Source organism: Dactylosporangium sp. NPDC049742, from assembly GCF_040674675.1.
GTDB classification, from domain to species: domain Bacteria; phylum Actinomycetota; class Actinomycetes; order Mycobacteriales; family Micromonosporaceae; genus Dactylosporangium; species Dactylosporangium maewongense.
The window spans coordinates 13302-39789 of sequence record NZ_JBFANF010000050.1 but is presented as its reverse complement, the minus strand read 5'-3'; the positions used below and the strand labels follow the sequence as shown (position 1 = coordinate 39789).

Here is a 26488-nt window from a genome sequence, read left to right as displayed (position 1 = left end):
CGGCGCCGAGCCGGTCCTCAGCTGGGTGTGACGACGCGGTGGCGGACCGCCCACATCGCGGCCTCGGTGCGGGACGCGGCACCGGTCTTGCGCAGCAGGTTGGACACGTGCACCGTGACGGTCCGGACCGAGATGCCCAGGGAGCTGGCCACCTGCTGGTTGGACATGCCGGCGGCGAGGCAGCCGAGCACCTCGATCTCCCGCGCGGTCAGGTCGCCGCCGGCCCGCAGGCTGTGCAGCAGCGTCTCCGCCTCGGTGAGCCGCCAGCCGGGCCAGTGCACGAGCAGCGCCACCGCCCGCTCCACGTGCTGCCGCGCGTCAGCGGCCCTCCCGAGCCGCAGCAGCGCGTGCGCGACGGCCGTGTGGACCGCGGCGTCGTACGGCGCGGCCTCCACCACCCCGACATCCGCCCCACCTCGCCACCCGCCGTCCACGCCACCCCGGTCCGCGACCGTCGCGCCGCCACCGTGGTCCGCCGCGGCAGGGCCGCCGTGCCGCCCGGCGGTTCGGGTGTTCCGGGTGTTCCGGGTGGCCGCGTCGCCGGGCTGCGGGGTGACCGTGGTGCCGGGGTGCGGGGTGACCGTGGTGCCGGGGTGCGCAGCGGCGGGGGCGCCGTGCTGGGCGGCGGCTCGGGGGCGCAGGGCGGTTGCGGTGGCGGGGTGCGGGGTGGGCGGGGCGCCGTGGTGGAGGGCGGCCGGCAGGAGGTCGACCGCGGCGGCGTCCCGGCCCGCCGCGACGGCCAGGAGCAGCCGGAGCTGCGGCGCCGCGCCGACCGCGTCGCCGACGAGGTCCTCGACCGTCACGGCCGGCACGCCGCCGTGCAGGGCCCACCGGGCCGCCTCGACCAGCCGTGCGGGCCGGCAGCGGCCGACGCAGTCGGCGAGCGCCAGGGCCGGGTCGGCGGGGTGTGCCCCGCGGGCCGCGACGGCCACCCGCAGCACCCTGACGAGGCCCACGTCGCGCCCCTCCCCGTCGGCGCGGGCCAGGAGGCGCACCGCGAGCGGGTCGTCGCCGCGCTCGAGCGCGAGGAGGCCCGCCGTCGCCACGAACCTGACCCGCTCCAGCGGATCCGTCTCGATCGGCAGCCGTGACCAGGTGAGCGCCTCGGCGCGGGCGAGGTCCCCGGTCCGCAGCGCGTGCGCGATGCCGAGCGCGGTCGTGCGCCCCGCGCAGAACTCCAGCCCGGCCCGGCCGATCGCGGCCATCGCCTCGTCGAACAACCGCCGCCCCGTCACGTCGCCGAGCCCCGGCAGGCCGACCGCCACGAGGTTGTTGACGGCCCGGCCGACGGTCACCGGGTCCCGGTCATGCTCGGCGATCTGCCGGCACGCGTGCAGCAGCGCCACCCCCCGGTCCCGCCACCCCCCGAACGACAGCGCCGTCCCCAGCGTCACCCCGGCCGACGCGATGCTCTCCCCGCTGCGCTCCGCGGCCACCATCGCCGCCTCAGCGAGGGGCACGACCACACCCGGCGCATTGGTCCGCAGCGCACTCGCCGCCTCCGCCGCCAGCTGCCGCGCCCACGCCTGCCCGATCCAGCCCGCGTCAGCCGCTCCCGCCGCGTCAGCCGCTCCAGTACCGTCAGCCACCCCTCGGCCGTCGCCGCCTCCACTGCCCCCGGCCCGCTCGGCGATACCCACGTCCGCCCCGACCCGTTCCGCCCCGATCCGCTCGGCGGCACCCGCGTCCGCCCCGGCCCGCTCGGCGATACCCACGTCCGCCCCGACCCGTTCCGCCCCGACCTGCTCGGCGGCACCCGCGTCCGCCCCGACCCGCTCGGCGATACCCACGTCCGCCCCGACCCGTTCCGCCCCGACCCGTTCCGCCCCGACCCGTTCCGCCCCGACCCGTTCCGCCCCGACCCGTTCCGCCCCGACCCGTTCCGCCCCGACCTGCTCGGCGGCACCCGCGTCCGCCCCGGCGCGCTCCGGCGCGCTTCCCTGAGCCGCCCCCGAGCCGTCGCCGCCTCCGCTGCTCCCGGCCCGTCCGGCGTCACCCATGTCCGCCCCGACCTGCCCCGGCGCGCTTCCCCCAGCCGCCGTCCGGCCGCTGTGGTGCCGCCCGGCCGCGACTCCCTCGGCCGCGACCAGGCCGGCGCCGACGCGCTCGGCCGCGCGGTCGGCCCGGCCCGACGCGGCGGCGGCCTTGCCCGACGTGGCGGCGGCTCGGTCGGTCGTGGCGGCGGTGCGGTCGGTGACGGCGGTGGCGCGGTCGGTCGCGGCGGCTGGGCGGTCGGTCGCGGCGGCGGGGGCGGGGCGGCCGGTCGTGGCGGGGGCGGGTCGGTCGGTCGTGGCGGCGGTGAGGGTGGCGCGGGCGTCGGCGAGCGAGGCGACGTGGCCGGCGCGGTCGGCCAGGCACCAGCGGACCTCCGCGAGGAGCCGGTGCGCGTCGGACACCTCGGCGGGGTCCGCCGCGCGGCGCAGCCAGTCCTCGGCGTGCCGCTCCGCGACCGTGAACCGGCCCGCCACGAACGCGGCGAGCGCGCCCGCCCGGAGCAGCTCCCGGCGGTTCGCCGCCGACGGGACGCCCGCGTCGGGGGCGCGCAGGCCGAGGTGGACCAGGTCCAGGGCGGCGTCCGGCAGGCCGGCGGCCAGGTTGGCGTGCGCTCCCCGTACAGCAGCGGCAGACGCCTCATCGAGACGGCCCAGCGCCGCGGAATGCCTGGCCAGGGCGGCGTCGTCGCCCAGCTCGACCGCGAGGGCCCGGGCCAGGCCGTGCACCCGGGCCCGCTCGCTCGGCAGCGCGCTGCCGGCCAGGGCGTCCCGCAGCAGCGGGTGCCGGAAGCGCAGCGGACCCGCGGGGGCCAGGTCGGGGGCGATGACCAGCATCCCGAGGTCCAGCAGGCGGCGCAGGGCGGGCTCGATCTCGCCCTCGCAGACGTGCACGAGGACGTCGGTCTCGACCGGGTCGCCGAGCAGCGCCGCGGCGCGGGCCACCCGCCCGACCAGCGCCGGCTCGCCCGCCAGGGGCTCGACCAGCAGGCCGGCGACGTGCGCGGGCAGCGTCGCCCCGGCCTGGTCGCCGCGGGCGGTGACGGCGCCGGCCAGGTCGCCGCGGGCGGTGAGGAGCTCGGTCAGCCAGAAGGGGTTGCCGCCGGTGCGGGTCAGCATCGCCCGGACCGTCTCCGGCGGCGGCGCGGCACCGCGGTGCGCCTCGATCAGCTCGGCGGTCTCGCGCGCGTCGAACGGCGCCAGGTGCACCCTGACCACCGACGGCGCGCCGCCGAGCCGGCGCAGCGTGCGGGCGGCGGCCGGCGCGAACGCGGCCTCCTGCGGCGGCCGGCTCGTCACCAGCAGCAGCGCGGGCAGCGCGGCGGCCGCGGCGAGCTCGCCGATGAGCGTGAGGCTGGCCGGGTCGAGGTCGTGCAGGTCCTCGACGACGAGGACGCCGCAGCGCCCGTCGAGCAGCCGGCGGACCACGTCGACGGCGGCGCGCAGCATCGCGGCGGGCGCCAGCCGGGTGCCGCCGCCGGGGGCGGGGGAGCGCTGCGCGAGCTCGGCCGGCACGCCGCCGTCGAGGGGGTGACCACTGAGGACGGACGCCAGCCAGTCGTGCGGTGCCGCGCCGAGGGTACGGGCGGCGCCGGCCAGCACGACCGGTGGCGGCGGGTCCAGGCGGTCGAGCGCCTCGGCGGCGAGCCTGCTCTTGCCGCTGCCCGCCTCGCCGGTGACCAGCACGACCCGGGGCGCGGACGGCGCCGGGGACGCCGGCCGTCCCGTGGCGGGCTGGCCGGTCAGGGCCTTCAGGGCCTTCCAGGCACCCGTGATCTCGGTGAGCTCCTCGGCTCGTCCGATGAACGGGGTGGCGGGCATGCGGCCACGATACGCACAAGTGCGTACAGACGCTGTGTGTGTCGATCGGGGACGCTGGCGGGCATGGAAGAGTCGCAGCCGCGCCCCCTGACGCTGGAGTGGGCCGCCCGGACCGAGGTCGGGATGGTCCGCAGCACCAACCAGGACTCGATGTTCGCCGGTGGCAGGCTGCTCGCCGTTGCCGACGGCATGGGCGGGATGGCCGCCGGCGACGTCGCCAGCCGGCTGGCGATCGAGGCGATGACCCCGCTCGATGAGGAGTTCGCCGGCAGTGACCTGCTGACCGCCCTGCGCACCGCCGTCTCCGACGCCAACCGGCGCATCCGCGACGAGGTCGAGGCGGACCCGGAGAAGCAGGGGATGGGCACGACCCTGACCGCGATCCTGTTCTCCGGCGACCGGGTCGGGCTCGTCCACATCGGCGACTCCCGCGCCTACCTGCTGCGCGGCGAGGAGTTCTCGCAGGTGACCCGCGACGACACCTACGTGCAGATGCTCGTCGACGAGGGCCGCATCACGCTCGACGAGGCCGCGACCCACCCGCAGCGGTCCCTGGTCAGCCGGGTCCTGCAGGGCCAGCCGACCGACCCGGTCTACTCGGTGGTCCCGGCGCGGGCCGGCGACCGGTACCTGCTGTGCAGCGACGGCCTGTCGGGCGTGCTGCGGGCCGAGACGATCGAGGAGGTCCTGCGCGAGTACGACGACGCCGGCGAGTGCGCCGACCGGCTCGTCGACCTCGCGATGCGCGGCGGCGGACCGGACAACATCACCGCGGTCGTCGGCGACATCGTGGGCGACGACGTGCCCGAGCGGAAGGGCCTGCGGCACCGGCTGCGGACGTGGCTCGGCCGCGACGAGGTCAACGGCGCGCGGCTGCCGGCCTGACCGCCGCCGGGATCCGGACGTCGTCCGGGGTCCACGCGGCGACCCGCTCGGCGGCGGCCACGGTCACGCGGTCCGGGGTCAGCCGGAACAGGGTCCGCACCATCGCGCCGGTGAGCCTGCCGCGCGCCCCGGCGAGCCGGCCGACCTGCCACGACCGCCGTGCGACGGCGGCCACCCGGGGGCGGCGCTGCCGGTCGTACACCTCGAGCGCGACGGAGACGGGAGCACCCTTCGGCAGCAGGAGCGCCAGCGTCACGGCGTCCTCCAGGGCCTGGCAGGCGCCCTGACCGAGGTTGGGTGTCATGGCGTGCGCCGCGTCGCCGACCAGCGCCACCCGGGTGCCGAAGCGCATCGGGGCGACCGGGTGCAGGTCGAGCAGCGGGTGATGGGACAGCTGGCCGGGGGCGGTCGCGGCGAGCAGACGGGGGATCGGGTCGTGCCAGCCGGCCAGGGCGCCGGTGAGCTCGGCGAGCTGCTCGGCCGGTGAGCCGGTGCGCGGCGGGCCGGGCGCGGCGGCGTACCAGTAGACGGTGCCCGGACCGGTCGGCGCGTACCCGAAGCGCCAGCCCTTCGGCCCGGTGGTCTCGCCGCCGCCGTCGACGTCGCCCCGGACGACGGCCCGCCACGACACCTGGCCGCTGTCGCGGATGCGGACCTGCGGGGCGTACGCGGCGCGGACCGCGCTGCCGATGCCGTCGGCGCCGACAACCAGGTCCGCGTCCAGGGCCTCGACGCCGGCGACCCCGGTGACGTGCTGTCCCGTGTGGACGGTCGCCGGCAGGCCGTCGAGGAGGATCTCGTGCAGGTCGGCGCGGTGCAGCACGACCGGCGGCTCGGGCAGCCGGACCCGGCTGAGCTGGCGGCCGTCCCAGGCGCGCAGCCCGCCGCCGTGGACCCGCCCGCCGGCCCGCTCGACGGCGTCGCCGACGCCGAGGTGGTGCAGCGCCCGCATCGCGTTGGGCCACAGGGAGATGCCGGCACCGACCTGGGACAGGTCCGGCCGCCGCTCGAGCACCGTGACGTCCCAGCCCTGCCGCCCGAGCCCGCGGGCGGTCGCCAGCCCGCCGATACCGCCGCCCACCACGATCGCGCGCATGGCCGTCCCCTTCCGACATTCCTTGGAGTTGCTACAGGTGTAGTGACTCGACGCTACACCTGTAGCATCGCCGTGTGAACGTTCGTGACGCGGATCGCAAGACGCTCCTGGCCGACGCCGCGATCGAGGTGCTCGGCACCGGCGGGGTCCGGGCGCTGACCCACCGGGCCGTCGACACCACCGCCGGCCTGCCCCAGGGCACCTGCGGCTACCACTTCCCGAGCCGCGCCGCCCTGCTGACCGCCGCCCTGACCCGCATCGCGGCCCTGGACCTCGCCGACGCGTCCGGCGCGGACCTTCCGGCGGTGCTGCGCGGCTGGGTGCTCGGCGACGCGGCCCGCACCCGGGCCCGCTTCATGCTCATGCTCGACCCGCAGGCCCGGGCCGAGCTCGGCCCCTCGGCGGCCGACCTGGCCGGCGGGTTCGTGCAGCGGGCGGAGGAGCTCTTCGGCTCGCAGGACCGCGCCCGGCTCGCGATCGCCCTCATCGACGGGCTGCTGCTCGACGAGCTGACCCGCGGCACGGTCACCGACGAGCAGCGCCGGGCCCGGCTCGCCGCCGTCCAGGACATTGTCACAACCCACCGATAACCTCGGGCGGCCCGGATCGTTGACCGGTTTGAGCACGAATCCCCCAGTGCTCGCCCTCTCGCGAAAGCGACACGACCGTGGTCAGCAACCCGCGCATGTTCTGGCTCGTCCTGGTCACCGCGGTCGCCGCGTTCAGTGCCGCGGCCTCCGCAGGTCCGGTGCTGTCCTTCGGCGCCGTCGCCGCCGGCGTCATCGTGGCCTCGCTCGTCCACGCCGTGTCGCTGATCCGCCTCGCGCTGCACATCCACCACGGTCGCAGCGACTTCGGCCCGTGCCGCGGCGCCGGGTTCCTCGGCATGGGCGCCCTGTTCACCGGCGTCGGCGTGGCCGTCACCGGGTTCGTCGCGCTGAGCACGTCCACCGCCGCGCCCGGCGTCGCCGCCGCCGTCACCACGCTCGTCGCCGCGCCCACGTTCCTGCTCGGCCTGCTCCTGCTGCCCGGCACGGCCCCCACGGTCCGCGCCCGGCTGCGCCGCCTCCTCGACGGCGCCGGCATCGGCGTCACCCTGTGCTACAGCGTCTGGGTCCTCGCCGCCGCCACCTCCGTCCTCACCGGGCCGCTGCCCCTCGCCGTCGCGGTCACCTGCTGCGTCTCGGTCTCCGTCGCCGTCGTCACCGGGCTGCGCGCCGTCCGGCACCGTCCCGCCGCCCTCGCCTGCGCCGGCGGGTCCGCGCTGTCGATCGTCGGGCTCGGCCTCTTCACCGTCCTGCTCGCCGAGCTGCGCGGCCCCGGCGAGCCGTTCGGCCCCGGCGCCGGCTGGGTCTCCGCCGGCCTCGCCGTCGCCGGGCTCGCGCTCGTCGCCGGGCCGTTCCTGATCCTCGCCGGCGCCCGCCGCGCCGACGACGCGCCGACCCGCCCGCACGCCGCCGACGCCGGTGGCACCCTCGCCGGCTATCCGCTGCTCATCGGGCCGGCCCTGCTCGCCGTCGCGGTGTCCGTGACGCACCTGCTCACCGGCGGCCGGTTCGACCCCGTGGCCGTCGGTCTCGGCGTCGTCGCGGCGGTCGCCGTCGCGTGCCGGGAGGGACTCGCGGCCCGCGACATCCGGCGGTACGCGCGGACCCTCGCCACCCGGGAGGCGCACTTCCGGGCGCTCGTCGCCGGCTCCACCGACGTCGCCATCGTCCTGGACGCCGAGCTCGTCGTGCGGTGGCAGTCACCGGCCGCGGCCCGCCAGTTCGGCCTCTCCGACCAGGACGTCCTCGGCCGCCCGCTCACCGACCTGCTGCACCCCGCCGACGCGGGGCCGGCCGGCGACGCGCTGCGGGCCGTCCTCGCCGGCCGCCAGCACGTGCTGCTGCAGGCCCGGCTGCGCGACGGGTTCGGCCACTGGCGCGACACCGAGTCGACCATCAGCGACCAGCGCGCCGCACCCGAGGTCGCCGGCGTCGTCGTCCACGTCCGCGACGTCGGCGACCGGGCCCAGCTGCAGCGCAGCCTCGACGAGGCCACCTGGACCGACGACCAGACCAGGCTCGCCAACCGGCGCAGGTTCCTCGCCGCCGTCGCCGAGGCCCACCGCGCCCCGGCGGCCGAGGCGGGCTGCGTGCTCGTCGCCGAGCTCGACCGCTTCGAGAGCGTCGCCGACCTGCACGGCCCGACCGTCGCCGACGCGGTGCTCATCGAGGCCGCCCGCCGGCTGCGCGCCGCCGTCGGCCCGGAGGACCTGCCCGCCCGCCTCGCCGGCGCCGGCTTCGCCGTGCTCACCGGCGCGCCGCTCGTGCACGCGTTCGCGCTCGCCACCCGCGTCGCCACCGCCTTCGCCGAGCCGTTCCACCTGCCCGGCCACACCGTCCACCTCACCGCCGACGTCGGCGTCACCGACCTGCGCGGCGCGGGCCACCCGCGCGGCGCGGCCGGTGCCGAGGACGTCCTGCGCCGCGCCGACATCGCCCGCCGCCGCGCCCGCCAGCTGTCCCGCGGCCGCGACGGCGGCCGGGTCGAGTGCTACGACGAGTCCTTCGAGGCCGCCCTCGTCCGCCGCACCGACCTGGAGCAGCAGCTGCCCGGCGTCGTCGGCCGCGGCGAGCTCGACCTCGTCTTCCAGCCCGTCGTCGACCTCGGCTCCCGCCTCCCGGTCGGCGCCGAGGCGCTGCTGCGCTGGCGGCACCCCCGGCTCGGCGCCGTCCCGCCGCACGAGTTCCTGCCCGTCGCCGAGGAGCTCGGCCTCGCCGACGAGCTGGGCGAGTGGGCCCTGCACCAGGCGTGCCGGCAGCTGTCCCGCTGGCGCGCCGACGGCCGCGACCTGTGGATGTCCGTCAACGCCTCGGCCCGCCAGCTCGCCGCTCCCGGCTGGCTGGCCACCGTCGCCACCGCCGTCGACACCCACTGCGTCCCCGCCGAGTCCTTGATCATCGAGGTCGCCGAGGCCGCCCTGCCCGACGACGCCGGCGCCGTCGAGCAGCTCGCCGGCCTGCGCGCCCTCGGCGTCCGCACCGCGATCGACCACTTCGGCACCGGCCCGACCGCCCTCGCCCACCTGCGCCGCCTCCCCGTCGACGTCCTGAAGATCGACCAGGTGCTGTTCAGCGAGCCCGCCGGCCAGCGCGCCCCGGCCACCCCGATCGTCGACGTCGTCGTCGGCCTCGCCCGCCGCCTGGGGGTCGACGTCGTCGCGTGCGGCCTGGAGACCGAGTCCCACGTGGACGTCGTCCGGGCCGCGGGCTGCCGCCTGGGCCAGGGTTACCTGCTCAGCCGCCCCGACCACGCCGAGCACGTCGAGGCCTACCTGGAGCGCCACCGCGCCAGGCTCTTCTGACCGCGGCGGGGATACACGGCGCCGCGCCGCTGCTCTACCGTGATCGTCCATGGCCATGCAGTTCGAGTACACGGTGCCCCAGCCGCCGCCGCGCAGGAACTCCACCCTGCGCACCGTGCTGATCGTCGTAGGCGTGCTCGCCGTGCTGTGCTGCGGCGGTGGCGGCGTCGGCGCCTACTTCCTCTTCAACAAGGTGGCCGACTCGACGTCGGCGGCGCGGGCGGCCGCCGAGGCCTACGTCGGCGCCCTCGAGTCCGGGGACTTCGCCGCCGCGTACGGGCTGGCGTGCGCCGAGACGCGCGGCAACCACACGCAGGACGACTACGTCGCGGCCCTGGGCCGGCAGCCGAAGATCCAGAGCCACAAGGTCGTGGGCACGTTCGTCCGGAACAGCAACGGCAAGACCTCGGCGGACATCACGATGGACGTGACGTACGCCGAGGGCTCGACCAAACGGTACGTCTTCACCCTCGTCGAGGAGGGCGACGCCTGGAAGGTCTGCGGCGTGCCCTCCTGAGGGCCGCTCAGTAGTCGGTGGCGCGGGGGCGCGGCGGCGCGTGCAGGGTCAGGATCAGGTCGAGGACCAGCGCGGTCCACCCCGTCTGGTGCGCCGCCCCGAGCCCCGCCCCCGTGTCGCCGTGGAAGTACTCGTAGTACAGCAGCAGGTCGTGCCAGGCGGAGTCGTTCTGGAACAGCGGGACGTCGCCGAAGACGGGCCGGCGGCCGGTGTCGTCGTCGCGGAAGATGTTGACCAGGCGCCGCGACAGGTCGTCGGCGACCGCGGCGAGGGTGGCCATCTTGCCGCTGCCCGCCGGGTACTCCACCTGCAGGTCGTCGCCGAAGAACTCGGAGAAGCGGCGGATCGCCTCGATCAGGATGTAGTTGACCGGGAACCAGATCGGCCCGCGCCAGTTGGAGTTGCCGCCGAAGAGGCCGCTGGTCGACTCGGCGGGCTCGTAGCCGACGGTGTAGTCCGCCTCGCCGATGTGCACGGTGAACGGCTCGTCCTTGTGGGCGCGCGACAGCGTCCGCAGCCCGTACGGGGAGAGGAACTCCTCCTCGTCGAGCATCCGCTGCAGGATGCGGATCAGCTGGTCGGGCCCGACCATCGACAGCAGGCGCAGCTGCTGCCCGCCGCGGCTCTTCTTCGCGCCGACGACGTCGCCGTACTCGGGCTTGTTGGTGAGGAACCAGCGCAGGCGGGCCGCGACGTCGGGCAGGCGGCGCAGCGTGGAGGAGCCGATGATGGTGGTCGCCGTGAGCGGGAGCAGGCCGACGACGGAGCGGACCTTCAGCGGGATGCGCTGCCCGTCGGCGGTGCGCAGCACGTCGTAGAAGAAGGCCTCCTCCTCGTCCCAGAGGCCGAACTCGTAGGCGGCGTCGGCGATGTACGCGAAGTGCTCGAGGAACTTGGCGGCGATGTCCTCGTAGACCCGGTCGTGCACCGCGAGCGCCAGCGACATGTCGAGCATGTTCAGCGCGTACATCGCCATCCACGCCGTGCCGTCGGACTGCTCCAGGCGGCCGCCGACGGGCAGCGCCGCGGACCGGTCGAACGGGCCGACGTTGTCCAGGCCGAGGAAGCCGCCCTCGAAGACGTTGTTGCCCTCGGCGTCCTTGCGGTTGACCCACCAGGTGAAGTTGAGCAGCAGCTTGTGCAGGACGCGGGCGAGGAAGTCGAAGTCCTTGGAGCCGTCGATCGCGAAGACGCGCAGCGCCGCCCACGCGTGCACGGGCGGGTTCACGTCGCCGAACGCCCACTCGTACGCCGGGATCTGCCCGTTGGGATGCATGTACCACTCCCGCAGGAGCAGTAGCAGCTGGTCCTTGGCGAAGCCGGGGTCGACGCGGGCGATCGCCACGCAGTGGAACGCCAGGTCCCACGCGGCGTACCACGGGTACTCCCACGGGTCCGGCATCGACAGCACGTCGCAGCTGTTCATGTGCCACCAGTGGCTGTTGCGGCCGTGGCGGCGGCTGTCCGGCGGCGGCTCGGAGACGGGGTCGCCCTCCAGCCAGCGCGCGACGTCGAAGTGGAAGAACTGCTTGCCCCACATCAGGCCGGCGACGCCCTGCCGGACGATCATCGCCTCCTCCGGGGTGGCGGTCGGCGGCACGAGGTCGGCGAAGTAGGCGTCGGCCTCGGCCAGCCGCCGGGACATGGTCATGTCGAAGTCGGCGCGCAGGTCGGCGGGGGCGAGATCCTTCGCGCCGGGCGCGTTGAGGTTGAGCCGCAGCCGGATCTCGTGCGTGCCGCCCGCGGGCACGGAGATCAGGTAGTGCAGCGCCGCCTTGGTGCCGACGAGGTCGGGGTTGACCGTGTCCTTGCCGTGCAGGATGTGGTCGTTGATGCCGTCCTTCGGGTACTCGCGGCCCGGTTTGCCCCAGATGCGGTCGCCGTTGGTCTCGTTGTTGCAGAACAGCGGCCGGGGTGCGCCGTCGCCGGTGAGCGCGAGGCGGCCCAGCAGCCGGTGCTCGGCCAGCAGGCCGTTGTCCTTGACGCGGATCTCCGGCTCGTAGTCGCGGCCGGGCAGCCCCCACGCCCACGTGTTGCGGAACCACAGGGTCGGCAGCAGGTGCAGGCTCGCCGGCTCGGGCCCCATGTTCTTGACCGTGATCCGGACGCACATGTCGGTCGGGCCGGCCTTGGCGTAGTCGACCTCGACGGCCCAGTAGCGGTCCTCGTCGAAGATGCCGGTGTCGACCAGCTCGTACTCGGGCTCGTTACGCCCGCGGCGGCAGTTCTCGGCGACCAGGTCGTCGTAGGGGAACGTCTGCTGCGGGTAGTGGTAGCGCCACTTCATCCACGAGTGGGTGGGCGTGGAGTCCAGATACCACCAGTAGTCCTTGACGTCCTCGCCGTGGTTGCCGAGGTCACCGCCAAGACCGAACATCCGCTCCTTGAGGATCGGGTCCTTGCCGTTCCACAGGCCGAGGGCGAAGCAGAACGTCTGGCGGTCGTCGCAGATGCCCGCCATCCCGTCCTCGTTCCACCGGTACGCGCGGGAGCGGGCCTGGTCGTGCGGGAAGTAGTCCCAGGCCGTGCCGTGCGGGCTGTAGTCCTCCCGGACCGTGCCCCAGGCACGCTCGGACAGGTAGGGCCCCCAGCCCCGCCATGGGCGCTCCCCGCTGTCGGCCTCAGCGAGGCGTCGGCGTTCGGCGTTCCCATCGTCCTCGATCACGAAGTCATTCTCCGTCGCAGATGTTTCGCTCAAGTTGAGCGCGGTCCTCGTGTTGCGTTTGTGGCTTTTGTCAGTCCACCAATCTTGCCTTGATCAATAATCCTGTCGCGAGTCACTCGCGTCATGCCACTCCTTGCCACCAAGATTGTGCCCATGGTGGTGTTCGGTGCGCAGGTATGCGGTGATTTGTCGGTAGGAGCGGAGCGTGAGTGGCTGGTTCCTGACGGTACCGGCGGCTATGCGATGGGCACCGTCTCCGGACTGCGAACCCGCAGGTACCACGGCATTCTCGTGGTCGCCGAGCCCGGGCAGCCGGCCCGGCGGCACCTCGGCCTCGCCGCGCTCGACCCTGTCCTGACGCTGCCGTCCGGCGCAACTGTGTCGCTCGCCACGCACGAGTGGGACGGCGGCGTCGTCAGCCCCGAGGGCCACACCCTCCTGGAGCGCTTCGAGCTCGTCGACGGCCTGCCGCGGTGGCGCTGGCGGATCGGGCCGGTCGTCCTGGAGCGCGGTCTCGCCATGGTCCACGGCAGTCCGCACGTCGGCGTCGTGCACCGGCTGCTGAGCGCGCCGGGCCCGGTCACACTGACACTCAAGGCGCTCGTCACGTGGCGCGACGCCCATGGCGAGCGGGGAGCCGCCGGTCCGCCGCCGGTCGTCGCGTCCTCCGGCGACGGTGCCGTGGTCGAGCGCGCGTTCCGGCTGCACGGCCCTTCCTGGGAGGCGGGCGGTCAGTGGTACCGGGGTGCCTATGCCCGCGAGGAGGCCGCCCGCGGGCTCAACGCGGCCGAGGACCTCTGGTTCGCCGGCCAGTTCCGCGCCGAGCTGCGCACCGGCGAGGCCCTCGAGGTCGAGGCGTGGGCCGGCGACGGCCAGCCCCGCGGCGCACAGCGGATCATCCTCCGTGCGGAGGAGCGCAACCGCGCCCTGGTGCACGACGCTTCCGATGCGGTGGATGCCGCTCTGGTACTGGCGGCCGACGCGTTCGTCGTCGCCGGTGCGCAGGGCGCGCCGGACGTCGTCGCCGGGTACCCGTGGTTCGGCACCTGGGGCCGCGACACGATGACCAGCTACGAGGGGCTGTTCCTGGCGACCGGCTGGTGCGACGAGGGCCGCGAGCTGCTGCGCGCCTACGCCGCTACCTTGTCCGAGGGCATGCTCGCCAACACCGCCGACACCGGGCAGACGGAGTACAACACCGTCGACGGCACCCTGTGGTTCCTGCACGCCGTGGAGCGGCACGTCACCGCCACCGGCGACGAGGACCTGGCCCGGGAGATCCTGCCGGGCCTGGAGCAGGTCGTCGCCGCGCACGTCGCCGGCACCCGCTACGGCATCCGGGTCGACCCCGCCGACGGCCTCGTCACGCAGGGTGCCCCCGGCGTCGCGCTCACCTGGATGGACGCCCGCGTCGACGGCGTCCCCGTCACGCCGCGGGCCGGCAAGCCGGTCGAGGTGAACGCGCTGTGGATCAACGGGCTCGCCGCCGTCGCCGGGCTCAAGGAGCGGCTCGGCGGCGACGCCACCGGGCTGCGCCGGCTCCGCGAGCAGGCCACGGTCAGCTTCGGGGCCCGCTTCAGGATCCCGGACCCCGCGGGCGGGCAGGACGCGGCGCCCCTGTTCGACGTGGTCGACGGCCCCGGCGGCGACGACCCGTCGACCCGCCCCAACCAGCTCCTCGCCTGGAGCCTGCCGCACGCCCCGCTGCGCGGCACGCCCGTGCCGGTGCGGCTGTCCGACCTGCTCACGCCGCTCGGGCCGCGCTCCCTGGCGGCGGACGACCCGGCCTTCACCGGCGCGCACCGCGGGTCGCCCGGCGACCGGGACCGCGCCTACCACCAGGGGACCGTGTGGCCCTGGCTGATCGGCCCGTACGTCGACGCGGTCCGGCACGCTCCGGGGGGCGACGACCGGGAGCTGCTGGCCGGAATCGAGGCGCACCTGTACGAATGGGGCGTCGGATCGGTCAGCGAGACCGCCGACGGCCAGGCGCCGCACCGGGCGACAGGATGCCCGTTCCAGGCCTGGTCGGTCGCGGAGAGCCTGCGCGTCCGACGGAATGTCGGTTGACCGTTACACCCTAGAAATGAGATTTGCCTCCCTGGTAACCCTCGCCCGGCAGGATGAGTCTCAAGCCCACCCACCGCGTCACACGCGAGACCGATTTGCGTGTGTCAGCGTTGGCGCGCGTGGGTACCTGGGCGGGCGTTTTGATCGACAACTCAACTGTGGGGGCGGCCACGTGGACCAGACCATCGGCAAAGCGGCGACACCGATGAGAATTCTGATGCTCTCGTGGGAGTACCCACCCGTCGTCGTCGGCGGGCTGGGAAGGCACGTGCACGCCCTCGCCACCTCGCTGGTGACGGCGGGCCACGAGGTCACCGTCGTGACCCGGCACGCGCCCGGCGCTCCCCTGGAGGAGTACTCCGAGGGCGTCCGGGTCGTCCGCGCGGCGGAGGACCCGCCGCTGTTCCCCCTGGCGACCTCCACGCTGCTGGCGTGGACGATGGCCTTCAACCACACCCTGACCCGGGCCGCCCTGCGCGCCGCGGCCACCGGGGAGTACGACCTGATCCACGCCCACGACTGGCTGGTCACGCACACCGCCGTGACCCTCAAGGAGTGCCTCGACCTGCCGCTGGTCGCGACCATCCACGCCACCGAGGCCGGCCGGCACCAGGGCTGGCTGCCCGACGAGATGAACAAGTGCATCCACTCCGTCGAGTGGTGGCTCGGCCACGAGGCCTGCCGGGTGGTGGTCTGCTCCGAGTACATGCGCTGGGAGGTGACCCGGCTGCTGGACCTGGCGCCCGCCCGCGTCTCCGTCGTCGCCAACGGCGTCGACTCCAGCGTCTGGAAGGCGCCGTCCCGCGCCGTCAACGCCGCCCGCGCCCGCTTCGCCGGTGAAGGCCCCCTCCTCGGCTACGCCGGCCGCCTGGTGTACGAGAAGGGCGTGCAGGACCTCATCGCCGCCCTGCCCGAGCTGCGCGCCCGGCACAACGGCCTGCGGGTCGTCATCGCCGGCGACGGCCCCCACCGGGCAGAACTCCAGGAGGACGTGCGGCGGCTGCGGCTGCAACGCGCTGTCAGCTTCGCCGGCTTCATGGGGGAGGGCGAGCTGCCCGCGCTCATGGCCGCCACCGACGCGCTCGTCGTGCCGAGCATCTACGAGCCGTTCGGCATGGTGGCGCTCGAGGGTGCCTCCGCCGGCGCGCCCCTCGCCGTCGCGGCGACCGGCGGCCTCGCCGAGATCGTCCAGCCCGGTGAGACCGGCGTGACCTTCCCGGCGAAGACCCCGGACGCGCTCGCCGCGTCCGTCGGCACCCTGCTGGACGACGAGCCCTTCGCCCGCAGGGTCGCCCAGAAGGCCCGGACGATGGTCGGCCAGAAGTACGGCTGGTCCACGATCGCGGCCAACACCGCCGACGTGTACCGCACCGCCATCACCGAGGCGCCCGGCTTCGCCGCGAGGCAGGCCGCCGCGGTGCTGGAACACGGACGGCCGCAGATCGTCGTGCCGGACGGCAACCTTCTGACGATCTGAGTCGCATTTCTGAACGGCCCCGGCGAGAAGTTTGCCGGGGCTGTTCGCATATGGGGTCTCGCGCCGCAGCCGGATGGCGATTAGGGTTCCTGGGGGTACAGCGACCGGAATCGATCAGGACGGCGGTTGGGTGAGCGGGACGGCTGACGAGGTCCTCGGTAACAGGTACCGGCTGATCGCGCCGGTCGGGACCGGGGGCATGGCGGTCGTCTGGCGGGCCCAGGACCTCGTGCTCGACCGCGACGTGGCGATCAAGCTGCTCGCCGAGGAGCTCGCCAACAAACCCGGCAACCGGGAGCGCATCCGGGCCGAGGCGCAGGCCGTCGCCCGCCTCCAGCACCCCAACATCACCGCCGTGCACGACTACGGCGAGGCCGGTGACCTCGCCGCGGGCCGGCACGGCCGCCGCCCGTACGTCGTCATGGAGCTCCTCGAGGGCGAGCTGCTGTCCAACCGGCTGCGTGGCGGGCCGATGTCGTGGCGCCGCGCCACCCAGATCTGCGCCCAGGTCGCCGCCGGGCTCGCCGCCGCGCACGAGCGCCACGTCGTGCACCGCGACATCAAACCCAGCAACATCATGCTCACCGCCGCCGGCGCGAAGATCCTCGACTTCGGCGTCGCCGGGCTCACCGGCTCGTTCGACCCCGACGACGAGGATGGCACCGTCTTCGGTACACCCGCCTATCTCGCACCGGAGCGGCTCCTCGGCGGCGGCGTCATCCCCGCGACCGACGTCTACACCGTCGGCCTGCTCGTCTACCGGTGCCTCACCGACCGACTGCCGTGGCACGCGGACACGCCGACGCAGATGATCGCCAACCACGTGTACGAGCCGCCGCACCCGCTGCCGGACATCCCCGGCCTGCCGGCCGGCATCGCCCAGCTCGTCGGGCAGTGCCTCGCCAAGGACCCCGACACGCGGCCACCCGCGGCGTACGTCGCCAGCACCCTCGCCGCCGCCACCGGCATCCACGTCGTCCTACCCGGGGAGGACGGCTCCTCCACGCAGGAGGTCCACGCCCCCGTCACCCCGGCCCCGGTCCCGCGGAACTGGGAGGCGCCCGAGCCGACCTTCGGCCGGGAGGTGACGGTCCCGCGCAACCGCCGCGCCGCCCGGCGCCGCAGCCGCCGCGCCCTCGCCGGGTCGGTGTTCGCCGTGGTCCTCGCCGTCGGCGCCGGCGTGCTCGCCATCTGGAAGCCGTGGGCGCCCCGCCCCGCGTGCAGCGTCGACTACTCCAGCCGGCCCGAGCCGGCCGAGAACGTCGACAAGGGCTTCGCCGCCCGGATCACCATCGCCAACTCCGGCAACCGGCCCGCCGACCCGTGGCGGCTGCACTTCCTGCTCCCCGGCGGGCAGGAGATCACGCAGATCGACGGCAGCCTCGCCAGCTGGGAGCGGGTCGGCGGCGGGGTGCGGATCACCGGCGCGTATGCCATCCCGCCCGGCAAGGCGCTCACCATCGGCATGAACGGCGCCGGCGGGGTCATGCCGATGGCGACGAGCTTCACCGTCAACGACGTCGCCTGCGACCCCCGGTACGCCGACCTCAGGCGCGGCGCCAGCCTGCCGCCGATCACGGACCTGGTCCCGGCGCCGGAGAGCGGCAGCCGCCCGGCCGCCACCGTCCCCCCGGAAGGCGGGCCGCCCGGGGGGTTCGACGGCGACCGGCCACCGCCCCCGCCCCCGGGCGAGGACGGCGGTGGCGGCGGCGGGCCGCGCCCGACCGGGCAGCCGAACGGCAGCCGCCCCGCGACCGCCACGAGCACGGCGCCGCCGCGGTACGTGCACAGCCGCGCCTGACCGGTTCATGGCTTCTGCGCCTTTTGTAGCTTCTGCGCCTTCGTGACTTCTGCGCCGTCCGCGCCTTCGCGTTACGTTCGGAGGCGTGCGGTTCCCTGGTCCTGTCGGGTTCGTCTTCGGCGGCGGCGGCGTCCTCGGCGCGGTCGAGGTCGGCATGGCCCGGGCCCTGCTGCACGCCGGGATCCGCCCCGACCTCGTCGTCGGCACCTCCATCGGCGCGTTCAACGGCGCCGCCGTCGCCGCCGCCCCGGACGAGCGCGTCGCCGACCGCCTCACCGAGCTGTGGGTGTCGCCGGAGGCCCGCACCGTCTACGGCGACTCGCTGCCCCGCCAGCTGGGCCGCTTCGCCCGCCGGACCCACCTGCACTCGCCGGCGCCGCTGCGTCGGCTGCTGACCCGCGAGCTCGGCGCCGACACCACCTTCGACGACCTGCCGGTGCCCTTCCAGTGCTGCGCCGCCAGCATCGAACGCGCCGCCGAGCACTGGTTCGACAAGGGACCCCTCGTCGAGGCGGTCCTGGCGAGCTCCGCCGTGCCCGGCCTGCTGCCGCCCGTCCACCTCGGGGACGAGCACTTCATCGACGGCGGGATCGTCAACTCCGTGCCGGTCGGCCGCGCCGTCACCCTGGGGGCCCGCACCGTGTTCGTCATGCAGGTCGGCCGGATCGAACGGCCGCTGCGCCCGCCGCGCCGGCCGTGGGAGGTCGCGCAGGTCGCGTTCGAGGTCGCCCGCCGGCACCGCTTCGCCCGCGAGGTGGCCGAGGCGCCGCCCGGCGTCACCGTCCACGTCCTGCCCACCGGCGGCGGCTCTGCACGCGACGACTCGCCGCTGTCCTACCGCAACATGACCCTGGCCCGGGCCCGCATCGACCGCGCGTACGAGGCGACGCGCGCGTACCTGTCGTCATGATGCCGCCCCGCTGGCTGCGCCGCGTCGTCCTGGCCCCGGTGTTCCTCGCGGTCATCGTCGCGGTCCTGGCCACGATGCCGGTGTGGCTGCTGGTCGCGGCCCTGGCCGCACCGTTCGGGTCCGGACGGCTGCGCGCGCTGCGGGTCACCTGGATGCTCGCCGTCTACCTGCTGCTGGAGGCCGTCGCGCTGGTCGTCCTGTTCGGGCTCTGGGTCGGCAGCGGGTTCGGCTGGAAGCTGCGCGGCCCGCGGTTCCAACGGATGCACTACGTCCTCACCGGGCGGTTCCTGCACGTGTTGTACGACCAGGCGCGCTGGGCGCTCGGCGTCAAGGTCGCGGTCGTGGGCACGGACCCGGACGTGGCGGCACCGGGCCGGGCAGAGCTCGTCTTCTGCCGGCACGCCGGGCCGGGCGACTCGTTCCTGCTCATCCACGCGCTGGTGAACTGGTTCGACCGGGAGCCGCGCATCGTCCTCAAGCACACCCTGCAGTGGGATCCCGTCATCGACGTCATGCTCAACCGGCTGCCCAACCTGTTCCTCATCGACGGCGGCGGCGACCCGTCGCACGTCGCCCGGCTCGCCACCGGCCTCGACGACAACGACGCCCTCGTCCTCTTCCCCGAGGGCGGCAACTTCACCCCGACCCGCCGCGAACGCGCCATCCAGCGCCTGCGCGACCTCGGCCTGCACGCGATGGCCGAGCGTGCCGCCCGCCTCCGGCACGTCCTCGCGCCCCGGCCCGGCGGGACCCTCGCCGCCCTCGACGCCGCTCCCGAGGCGGGGGTCATCTGGGTCGCGCACACCGGCCTCGACAAGCTGCTCACCGTCGGCGACGTGTGGCGGCACCTGCCGCTGGACCTGACCATCACCATGCGCTGGTGGTCCGTCGACGCCGCCGAGGTGCCGGCCGGTCACGAGCAGCGGGTCGACTGGCTGTACGAGTGGTGGGCCCGCATCGACACCTGGATCGACCGGCACAACTGACAAGGCCTTCCCGGGGGCTCGTGCCGTCGGCGGGCGGCGCTCGTGGAGAATGACCCGATGCGATTCGGCTTGCTGGGCACGGGACACTGGGCGGCGAAGACACAGGCGGTGGCCCTGGCGGCGCACCCCGGCGCCACGCTCGCCGGCGTCTGGGGCCGCTCCCCGTCGAAGGCCGCCGCGCTCGCCGAGCCCTTCGGGGCCAAGGCGTATGACGACGTCGACGCCCTCCTGGACGACGTCGACGCGGTCGCGATCGCGCTCCCGCCCGAGATCCAGGCGAGCCTCGCCGCCCGGGCCGCCCGCGCCGGCAAGCACCTGCTGCTCGACAAGCCGCTCGCCTTGACCGTCGAGTCCGCCGCCGCAGTCGTCGAGGCCGCCGACGCGACCGGGGTCGCGTCCGTCGTGTTCTTCACCAACCGCTTCATCCCCGCGGTCGACGCGTTCCTGCGGGACAACGCCGCGCTCGGCGGCTGGTACGCCGCGCACGCCACCATGTACGCCTCGATCTTCCAGCCCGGCAACCCGTATGCGGGCTCGACCTGGCGCAAGGAGCACGGCGGGCTCTGGGACCTCGGCCCGCACGCCCTCTCGGTGATCCTGCCGCTGCTCGGCCCCGTCGTCGACCTCAGCGCCGCCGACGGGCCCCACGACACCGTGCACCTCCTGCTCCGGCACGACAGCGGCGCCGCGAGCACCCTGTCGCTGACCCTGGACGCCGCCCCCGACGCCACGTCGTTCGGGTTCTCGTACTTCGGCGAGCACGGCGCCCTGACGCTGCCCGCGTGGGGCGACGACACCCCCGTCGACGCCTTCGGGCACGCGGTCACGGCCCTGATCGCCGCGGCCGCCGGCACCCCGCACCCGTGCGACGTCCGTTACGCGGCGCTCATCACCGGGATCCTGAGCGCGGCGGACCAGGCCCGCCGCACCCAGACGATCGTCACCGTCTGACCGTCCGCCAGGTTTCAGCGCATCCGGTTCACCGCGTCGCGGATGCGTCGCACGTCGCGGATGCGTCGCTCGTACGTCGTCGCGAGGGCCACCAGGACCAGCCCGGCCACGGCGAGCGGGGCCCACCGGGGGAGCAGGTCCCAGTACACGGCGACCTCGTGCAACGCGACGACCGTCAGCACCAGTCCGCCGGTGACGGCCGGCGCCTGGAGCCGCCGCACCGCGCCCACGACGACCACGACCAGCGCCCCGGCCCCGAGCAGCAGCCGGCGCACGGGTTCGCCCTCGACCACCAGCACCGACGCGAGGCTCGGCCCGAACGCCGCGAACAACGCCGGCCCGAACGCCACCCAGCTCCCGAGCGGCTGCTGCCCCGCCGCCGCCCGCTTCCGTGCCGCGTACCAGCCGACGCCCGCCGCGACCGCGCCCGCCGGCAGCGTGTACGCCTCCAGCAGCGCCACCTCGTTCGAGGCCAGCACCAACCAGTACGCGACCAGCTGCGCCGCCCCGGCCACCCCCGCGAACGCGACCCTGGGGCCGCCGGCGAGCGCCCGCAGCCCGAGCGCGAGCCCCCAGAGGCTGCTGATCCCGGCCATCGCGGCGAGATCCCCGCTGGTGAGCAGGAACGCCACCACCGCCGTGGCGTGCGCGACCACCTCCAGCACGAGCCCCTCCCGGGCCCGCGCGTTCCGCCCCTGACCGTCCCGGACCTGCCCGACGCCGCCCTGGGTCCAGCCGCCCTGCGCCGCTCCCGCCGCTGCGCCTGCGCCTGCTCCTGCCGGTTGCATGGCTTCCGTCTGCGCGGCACCCACGTGCGTGGCGGCTGCTCCTGTCGCTGCCGCTGCTTCCGTCTGCGCGATCCCTGCCTGCGCGGCCCCTTCGTGCGTGGCCTGTGCCTGTGCGGCCCCTGCTTGTGTGGCCCCTGCCTGCGCGGGCCCTTCGTGCGCGGGCCCTGAGGGCGGGGTCCATGCGTGCGTGGCCTGTGCCGGTGCGGCTCCCGTATGCGGGGCGGCCGCCGGTGCGGCGCCGTCGTGCCAAGGGACGACCTGTGCGCCGCCGTCCTGCACGCCGGCTGCGGCCGGGCGCAGCCGGCGGACGACCACCGACGCCGCGAGGACGGCGGCCGCCGCGAGCAGCACCCAGTAGCCGGCCCATCGCAACGGCAGCTCCGCCGCGCGGGCCGAGGCGAACGCCAGCCAGCCGGCGCTGACCGCACCGACCAGCCAGCCGGCCGTCCTTGCCGCTGCGGTCCGCCCCGCCACGCCGACGACCGCGCCCGTCACCAGCACCGCCGCCAGAGCGGCAAGGGTGGCCGGTCTCGTCGCGAGACACCCGGCGAACCCGGCCCCGGCCGTGAACCAGCACGTGAACGCCCCCACGTTCACCCGCATCGCCCGCGCACCGGGCCTGACCAGCGCCGCGGCGAGCGCCGTGCCGAGCCCGCCCGCGAGCGTCACCGCGGGCACCACCGGCCACGGCGCCTCGACAGCCAGGCACCCCAGGACAACGGCCATGGTGAGCGGTGCCCCCGCGAGCGTCCACACGGCCGTCCGGGTCCGCCGGGCGACGAGGACCGCCAGCACCGCCACCAGCCCGAGCGCCACCGCGGCAGGCCCCGGCCCGAACGCCTGCGCCTCCCCGGCCCACCAACGCCCGCCCGGATCCAGCCCCACGCCGCCGGGCGCCCCCTGCCAGACGGCCCCGAGCCACCGGTACGGCCGCACCAACGTCTCGAACACCGCCGGCACCACCGCGATCAGCACGACCGCCGCAGGGACGACCCCGGGAAGCACCGCCGTCACCAACCATGCGCCCGCCGCTCCTCCCGCGGCAGGACCCCCGTCGCGGCCCCGGCCCCACCCGGCCGCGCCGGACGCCGCGAACCACACTGCGAGGACCACCCCGGCCGCGAACACCCCGAACGGCAACCGCCCCCCGTCCGCCACCGACAACCCGACCGCGGCCAGCGTCACCCCCAGCCCGCCGAGCGCGACCCCGAGCACCCCCGCCCAGCCGACCCCACCCGACCCGTCCGGTCCCACCCCGGCCGTCCCCTGCCCCGCGCCGTTCCCGCCGAACGGGGCCTCGGGCGCCCCCTGAACTGCGCCGATCCCGCTCTGCGCTGCGCCGACCTCGCCATGCGCCGAACCGATCCCGCCGCGCTGCGCCTCGGACGTGCCCTGCGCTGCGCCAATTCCGCCCTGAACTGCCCCAGTTCCGCCCTGCGCCGGACCGAACCCGCCCTGCGCCGGACCGAACCCGCCCTGCGCCGGACCGATCCCGCCGTGCGGCGCTGCGGACGTGCCCTGCGTTGCTCCGAGTCCGTCCCGGGTCCGGGCGAACCTGCCCAGGGCCACGGTGGCCAGGACCGTCGCCAGCGCCAGACCGCCCGCAGCGCCGAACATCGGCGCCGGCACCGACCACGCCTCACCGTTGGTGGCGAGCCGGACCGCGGCGGCCGCGAGCAGCGGCAACCCCGCCAGCCCGATGGTGACGCCCGGCGCCGCGAACCTGGCCGACCCGCTCCGCGCCGCGAAGACCGCGCAGATCACCGTCAACCCGGCCATGGTGAGCAGCGTCGCCAGGGGCGTGTCCAGCCCGACGAGGACCGCGTGCGCCGCCACCACCGGCAGCGCCGTCGCCGCCCACCACCCGGCCGGAATTGCCGTCCGCGCCCGGTCGGCGACGGGCGCCGGCCCCTGCAAGGGTGTTGCAGGCGACGGGCCGGCGAGTCCGACTACCGGCGCAGGCGCGGGCGCGGGCCGGGCGGACCAGCGCAGGGCGGTGACCGTGAGGGCCGCCAGGACCGCGAAGTCGAGCGCGGACACGACCGGCAGCGGGGCGTCGAACGTGCCCGGGACGGCGAACGCGAGCAGCACCAGCGTCGGCCAGACCACCAGGCGGGACCGGGTCAGGACGAAGACGGCCGCGGCGACGGGCACCAGAGCGGCCGCCACCTGCCAGGAGAAGATCCGCGCCAGGGTGGACGCCGGGCCGTGCCAGGCGGGCAGGGCCACGTCGACGGCCGAGCCGGCGGCGAACAGGGCGGCGTAGGCGTAGGGGACCGCGGTCGTGCCGGCGACGACGTACGCGCCGACCCGGGCACCCGCGCGGACCCGGTCGGGCAGCACGGTCACGGCGAGCGCGAGCAGCACCGGCACGCACGCGAACGCGATGGCCCGGTGGTCCGGCAGCACCTCCGCGAGGATCCGCACCGCGACGAGCGCGACGATACCGACCGCCACCGCGGTGCCGACGTGCGCGGTGGTCCGGTGGGCGAGGCCGGCGGCGACGATGACCGCGGCCAGGGCCAGCATCGCCCCACCGGCGCCCAGCGCGCCGGTCACGCCGTCCACGGTGGACAGTGCGAGCAGTCCCAGCGGCGCGGCGGCCGCGACCGCGATCCCGGCGCCGACCCAGGCGGCCTTCTCCACCGTCCGGGCGAGCAGCACGTCGAGCGCCGCCACCGCGACGAACGTGAGCGTCCAGCCCGTCGCCTCGAAGGACCGGTCGGCCGCCAGCAGCGGCAGCACCGGCTGCGCCGCGAGGAGGGCCGCGAAACGGGGACCCCGCAAGCCGGTTGCGAGCGCGTACCCGCCGGCGACGACGGCGGTCACCCCGAAGACCAGCCCCGCGTACGTTCTCGGTGTGGTCGTGTCGGCGAGCCCGGCGAGGTTGACGTACCAGGCGGCGTAGCCGTCCAGCAGCACGAGCAGCAGCCCCAGCGCGGCGAACGTCTCGGCCGTGGACCGCAGCCCCCGCGCCAGCGCGAGCGGCGGCACCGCGAGGGTGACGACCGTGACCGTCGCCAGGATCGCGGCCCGGCCCAGCACCCCGAAGCTCGCCCACGCGACGGCCGCGAACACGATCGCCGCGCTGCCGAGCAGCAGGCCACCAAGGATGAACAGCAGGTTCTGCACCGTGCGGGGGCTGGCCTCCGCCGCCGGCGCCGCGCCCGGGGGCACCGCGGCCGGCCCGTGGACCGCCGGACCGCCCGGGCCCGGCACGAGCACGGGGCGGACCGGCGGCTGCGGGGGTGCGGGCGCCGGCCGTACCGACGCCGCTGCCGCCTCGGAGAGTGCCCGGCGCGCCATCTCCACCGCCTGGCTGACCCGTGCCGCAAGCATGTTGCGCTGTGCGCGGACCGCGTTCAGCCGCTGGACCGCCGCCTGGTACTTGGAGCGTGCCTCGTCGAGCTCCGCGCGGGCCGCCTCGACCTCGACGAGCAGCTCGCCGGCGCGGGCACCCAGCCGCACCACCTCCGCGGCGTCAGGGAACGGCGGGCGACCGCAGCCGGAGCAGCCGGCGTCGAGGTCGGCCTGGCCGCCGCAGAACGGGCACGGGTACGTCATCATGCTGATCAGGATGACGCCGCAAGGTGGTTGCGGGTATCCGGTGCCCTACTCATCCCCGTCTGAGTAACAGGATCTTCCTGTCCGGTGTGTGACGGGGCATGCTGGCTGGATGCGGTTGCTCACCGAGGCTGAGTACAAGGCGACGATGGAGCCCGAGCCGACGCAGATCGGCCCGGACGACGAGCCGCCCTTCGACTTCTGGCCCTACTTCGACGCGATCCCCGAGGAGGACCTGGGCGGGCACGACTTCAGCGAGGGAAGCGTCAACTACGCGTGGCAGATGCCCAACGGCGGCCTGCAGCACGTCCTGGTGAACTGTGAGACCCCGAACGTCTTCCTGGTCCTGGTCCTCGACCTGCACACGCAGACCGTCCTCGGCCACTACCTGCTGGACATCTACGGCGTGTGACCCTACTCGTCCAGCCCCCGCTCGATCGCGTACCGCACGAGGTCGACGCGACTGTGCAACTGCAACTTGCCGAGAGTGTTCTGCACGTGGTTCTGGACCGTGCGGTGCGAGAGCACGAGTCGTTCGGCGATCTCCTTGTACGTGACGCCCTTGGCCACGAGCCGCAACACCTCGGTCTCACGCTCGGTCAGCCGCGGCGCGTCCGGGTCCTCGGCCCGCGTCACGCTGGCCAGCCGCCGGAACTCGCCGAGCACCAGCCCCGCCAGCCCGGGCGTGAACACGGCGTCACCCTCAGCGGTCCGGCGCACCGCCGCGAGGAACTCCTCCCGCGCCGCGGACTTCACCAGGTACCCGGTGGCACCGGCCTTGACGGCGTCGAGCACGTCCTGCTGCTCGCCGCTCGCCGACAGCATCAGGATCCGCACCTCGGGACACGAGGCGAGCAGCCCCTGGATGACCTCCACCCCGGACAGGTCGGGCAACTGCAGGTCGAGCACCACGACGTCGGGCCGCACCGACCCCGCGATCCGGATCGCCTGCGCCCCTTCCCCGACCGCGGCGACGACCTCGTACCCTGCCTCGGCCAGATCCCGGGCGACACCCTCGCGCCACATCGGATGGTCATCCACCACCATGACCCGAAGCCGTCCCGCAGCGTCCACACGAGCACCCTATCGGCCCGCCACCCAACCAGCCGCCCGCTCCCTGCCACCCAGGCCCGCCACAAACCATTGCGGCGATGGACAAGATGGCATTCAGCGAGACGGCGAAGCAAGAGGCGGCGTCGGTACGGCGCAGAGCCAGCGGAGCACTGCAGCGTCGGCTATGTCGTGACTACAGCTGGCGCAGCGTCAGGTCTTGCGCTACCGGGTCGCCTTCCGAGAGTCCTGTGATGCAGACGCTGACAATGGCCCGCACAGGGGTCGGGTGAGCGCGGGCAGCCATCAGCGTGTGCTGCGGACCCGCGGTCGCCAGCAAACGGCGAACAGCGGGGCGTACTCAGAGGCGGGTGGGGTCAGGTTCGGATGAGCGTCAGCGCGGGGGCGTGGGGTTCGCTCGCGGTGCTGCCGGTGATGATGGTGGTGCTGCCGAGGTTGCGGATGTCGCTGCGGATGGGTTGGGCGGTGTCCAGGCGGCTGGCCTGCTGGGCAGTGTGAGTTCGGCGCTGCGTCTGTTGTTGCGGTGCGGAGGTTGGACTGGCTGTG

16 protein-coding genes and 1 pseudogene are annotated in these 26488 nt (G+C 75.1%); 11 read left to right on the top strand and 6 right to left on the bottom strand.

Annotated elements, in window-relative coordinates:
* Positions 1-17: 17 nt before the first annotated feature.
* The gene (locus AB0J72_RS42055; protein WP_363409968.1) at positions 18-3812 is read right to left on the bottom strand and encodes a LuxR C-terminal-related transcriptional regulator; all 3795 of its coding nucleotides are present in this window, start codon (positions 3810-3812) and stop codon (positions 18-20) included.
* A 63-nt stretch (positions 3813-3875) separates the two neighbouring features.
* Here AB0J72_RS42055 and AB0J72_RS42050 point away from each other — a divergent pair.
* A pseudogene (locus tag AB0J72_RS42050) lies at positions 3876-4598 on the top strand (protein phosphatase 2C domain-containing protein); the annotation flags it as partial.
* Between the two features lie 73 nt (positions 4599-4671).
* Here the strand turns inward: AB0J72_RS42050 and AB0J72_RS42045 are convergent.
* Positions 4672-5793 carry an FAD-dependent oxidoreductase gene (locus tag AB0J72_RS42045; protein WP_363409965.1) on the bottom strand — a complete coding sequence of 374 codons (1122 nt, stop codon included), beginning with the start codon at positions 5791-5793 and terminating at the stop codon, positions 4672-4674.
* A gap of 74 nt (positions 5794-5867) precedes the next feature.
* Between AB0J72_RS42045 and AB0J72_RS42040 the strand changes: the two genes are divergently transcribed.
* From AB0J72_RS42040 to AB0J72_RS42030, 3 genes are all read left to right on the top strand, one after another.
* Positions 5868-6383 (top strand): TetR family transcriptional regulator, encoded by a 516-nt coding sequence (locus AB0J72_RS42040; protein ID WP_363409962.1) that lies wholly within the window; start codon positions 5868-5870, stop codon positions 6381-6383.
* Positions 6384-6478: 95 nt separating this feature from the next.
* Positions 6479-9142: an EAL domain-containing protein gene (locus AB0J72_RS42035; protein WP_363409959.1), complete on the top strand. Its 2664-nt coding sequence runs from the start codon at positions 6479-6481 to the stop codon at positions 9140-9142.
* A gap of 49 nt (positions 9143-9191) precedes the next feature.
* Positions 9192-9659 (top strand): hypothetical protein, encoded by a 468-nt coding sequence (locus tag AB0J72_RS42030; protein WP_363409956.1) that lies wholly within the window; start codon positions 9192-9194, stop codon positions 9657-9659.
* 7 nt (positions 9660-9666) lie between these two features.
* On the opposite strand, the gene AB0J72_RS42025 is transcribed toward AB0J72_RS42030, so the two are convergent.
* Positions 9667-12324: a glucosidase gene (locus AB0J72_RS42025; RefSeq protein WP_363409953.1), complete on the bottom strand. Its 2658-nt coding sequence runs from the start codon at positions 12322-12324 to the stop codon at positions 9667-9669.
* Between the two features lie 147 nt (positions 12325-12471).
* Between AB0J72_RS42025 and AB0J72_RS42020 the strand changes: the two genes are divergently transcribed.
* From AB0J72_RS42020 to AB0J72_RS41995, 6 genes are all read left to right on the top strand, one after another.
* Positions 12472-14394 (top strand): amylo-alpha-1,6-glucosidase, encoded by a 1923-nt coding sequence (locus AB0J72_RS42020; RefSeq protein WP_363410099.1) that lies wholly within the window; start codon positions 12472-12474, stop codon positions 14392-14394.
* Between the two features lie 205 nt (positions 14395-14599).
* A complete protein-coding gene (locus AB0J72_RS42015) occupies positions 14600-15871 on the top strand; it encodes a glycosyltransferase family 4 protein (RefSeq protein WP_363409950.1) in 1272 nt (423 codons plus the stop codon).
* Between the two features lie 130 nt (positions 15872-16001).
* Positions 16002-17672, top strand: a complete 1671-nt coding sequence (locus AB0J72_RS42010; protein ID WP_363409947.1) for a serine/threonine-protein kinase — start codon at positions 16002-16004, stop codon at positions 17670-17672.
* 85 nt (positions 17673-17757) lie between these two features.
* Positions 17758-18582 (top strand): patatin-like phospholipase family protein, encoded by an 825-nt coding sequence (locus tag AB0J72_RS42005; RefSeq protein ID WP_360566903.1) that lies wholly within the window; start codon positions 17758-17760, stop codon positions 18580-18582.
* On the top strand, positions 18582-19568 hold the full coding sequence (locus AB0J72_RS42000; RefSeq protein WP_363410096.1) for a 1-acyl-sn-glycerol-3-phosphate acyltransferase: 987 nt from the start codon (positions 18582-18584) through the stop codon (positions 19566-19568). Before AB0J72_RS42005 ends, AB0J72_RS42000 begins: the two co-directional genes overlap by 1 nt.
* Before the next feature lie 57 nt (positions 19569-19625).
* Entirely contained in the window at positions 19626-20519 is an 894-nt protein-coding gene (locus AB0J72_RS41995) for a Gfo/Idh/MocA family oxidoreductase (protein WP_363409944.1), read from the top strand.
* 14 nt (positions 20520-20533) lie between these two features.
* On the opposite strand, the gene AB0J72_RS41990 is transcribed toward AB0J72_RS41995, so the two are convergent.
* Positions 20534-24874: a hypothetical protein gene (locus AB0J72_RS41990; protein ID WP_363409941.1), complete on the bottom strand. Its 4341-nt coding sequence runs from the start codon at positions 24872-24874 to the stop codon at positions 20534-20536.
* Between the two features lie 109 nt (positions 24875-24983).
* Here AB0J72_RS41990 and AB0J72_RS41985 point away from each other — a divergent pair, with 109 nt between their 5' ends.
* Complete coding sequence (locus tag AB0J72_RS41985) at positions 24984-25283, top strand: hypothetical protein (protein ID WP_354902956.1); 300 nt, start codon at positions 24984-24986, stop codon at positions 25281-25283.
* Positions 25284-25285: 2 nt separating this feature from the next.
* Here AB0J72_RS41985 and AB0J72_RS41980 read toward each other — a convergent pair whose 3' ends face one another.
* Together AB0J72_RS41980 and AB0J72_RS41975 are read right to left on the bottom strand one after the other, a co-directional pair.
* Complete coding sequence (locus tag AB0J72_RS41980; protein WP_363410093.1) at positions 25286-25918, bottom strand: response regulator transcription factor; 633 nt, start codon at positions 25916-25918, stop codon at positions 25286-25288.
* Between the two features lie 380 nt (positions 25919-26298).
* On the bottom strand, positions 26299-26488 hold a 190-nt coding region (locus tag AB0J72_RS41975; protein ID WP_363409938.1), incomplete at its 5' end, for a hypothetical protein.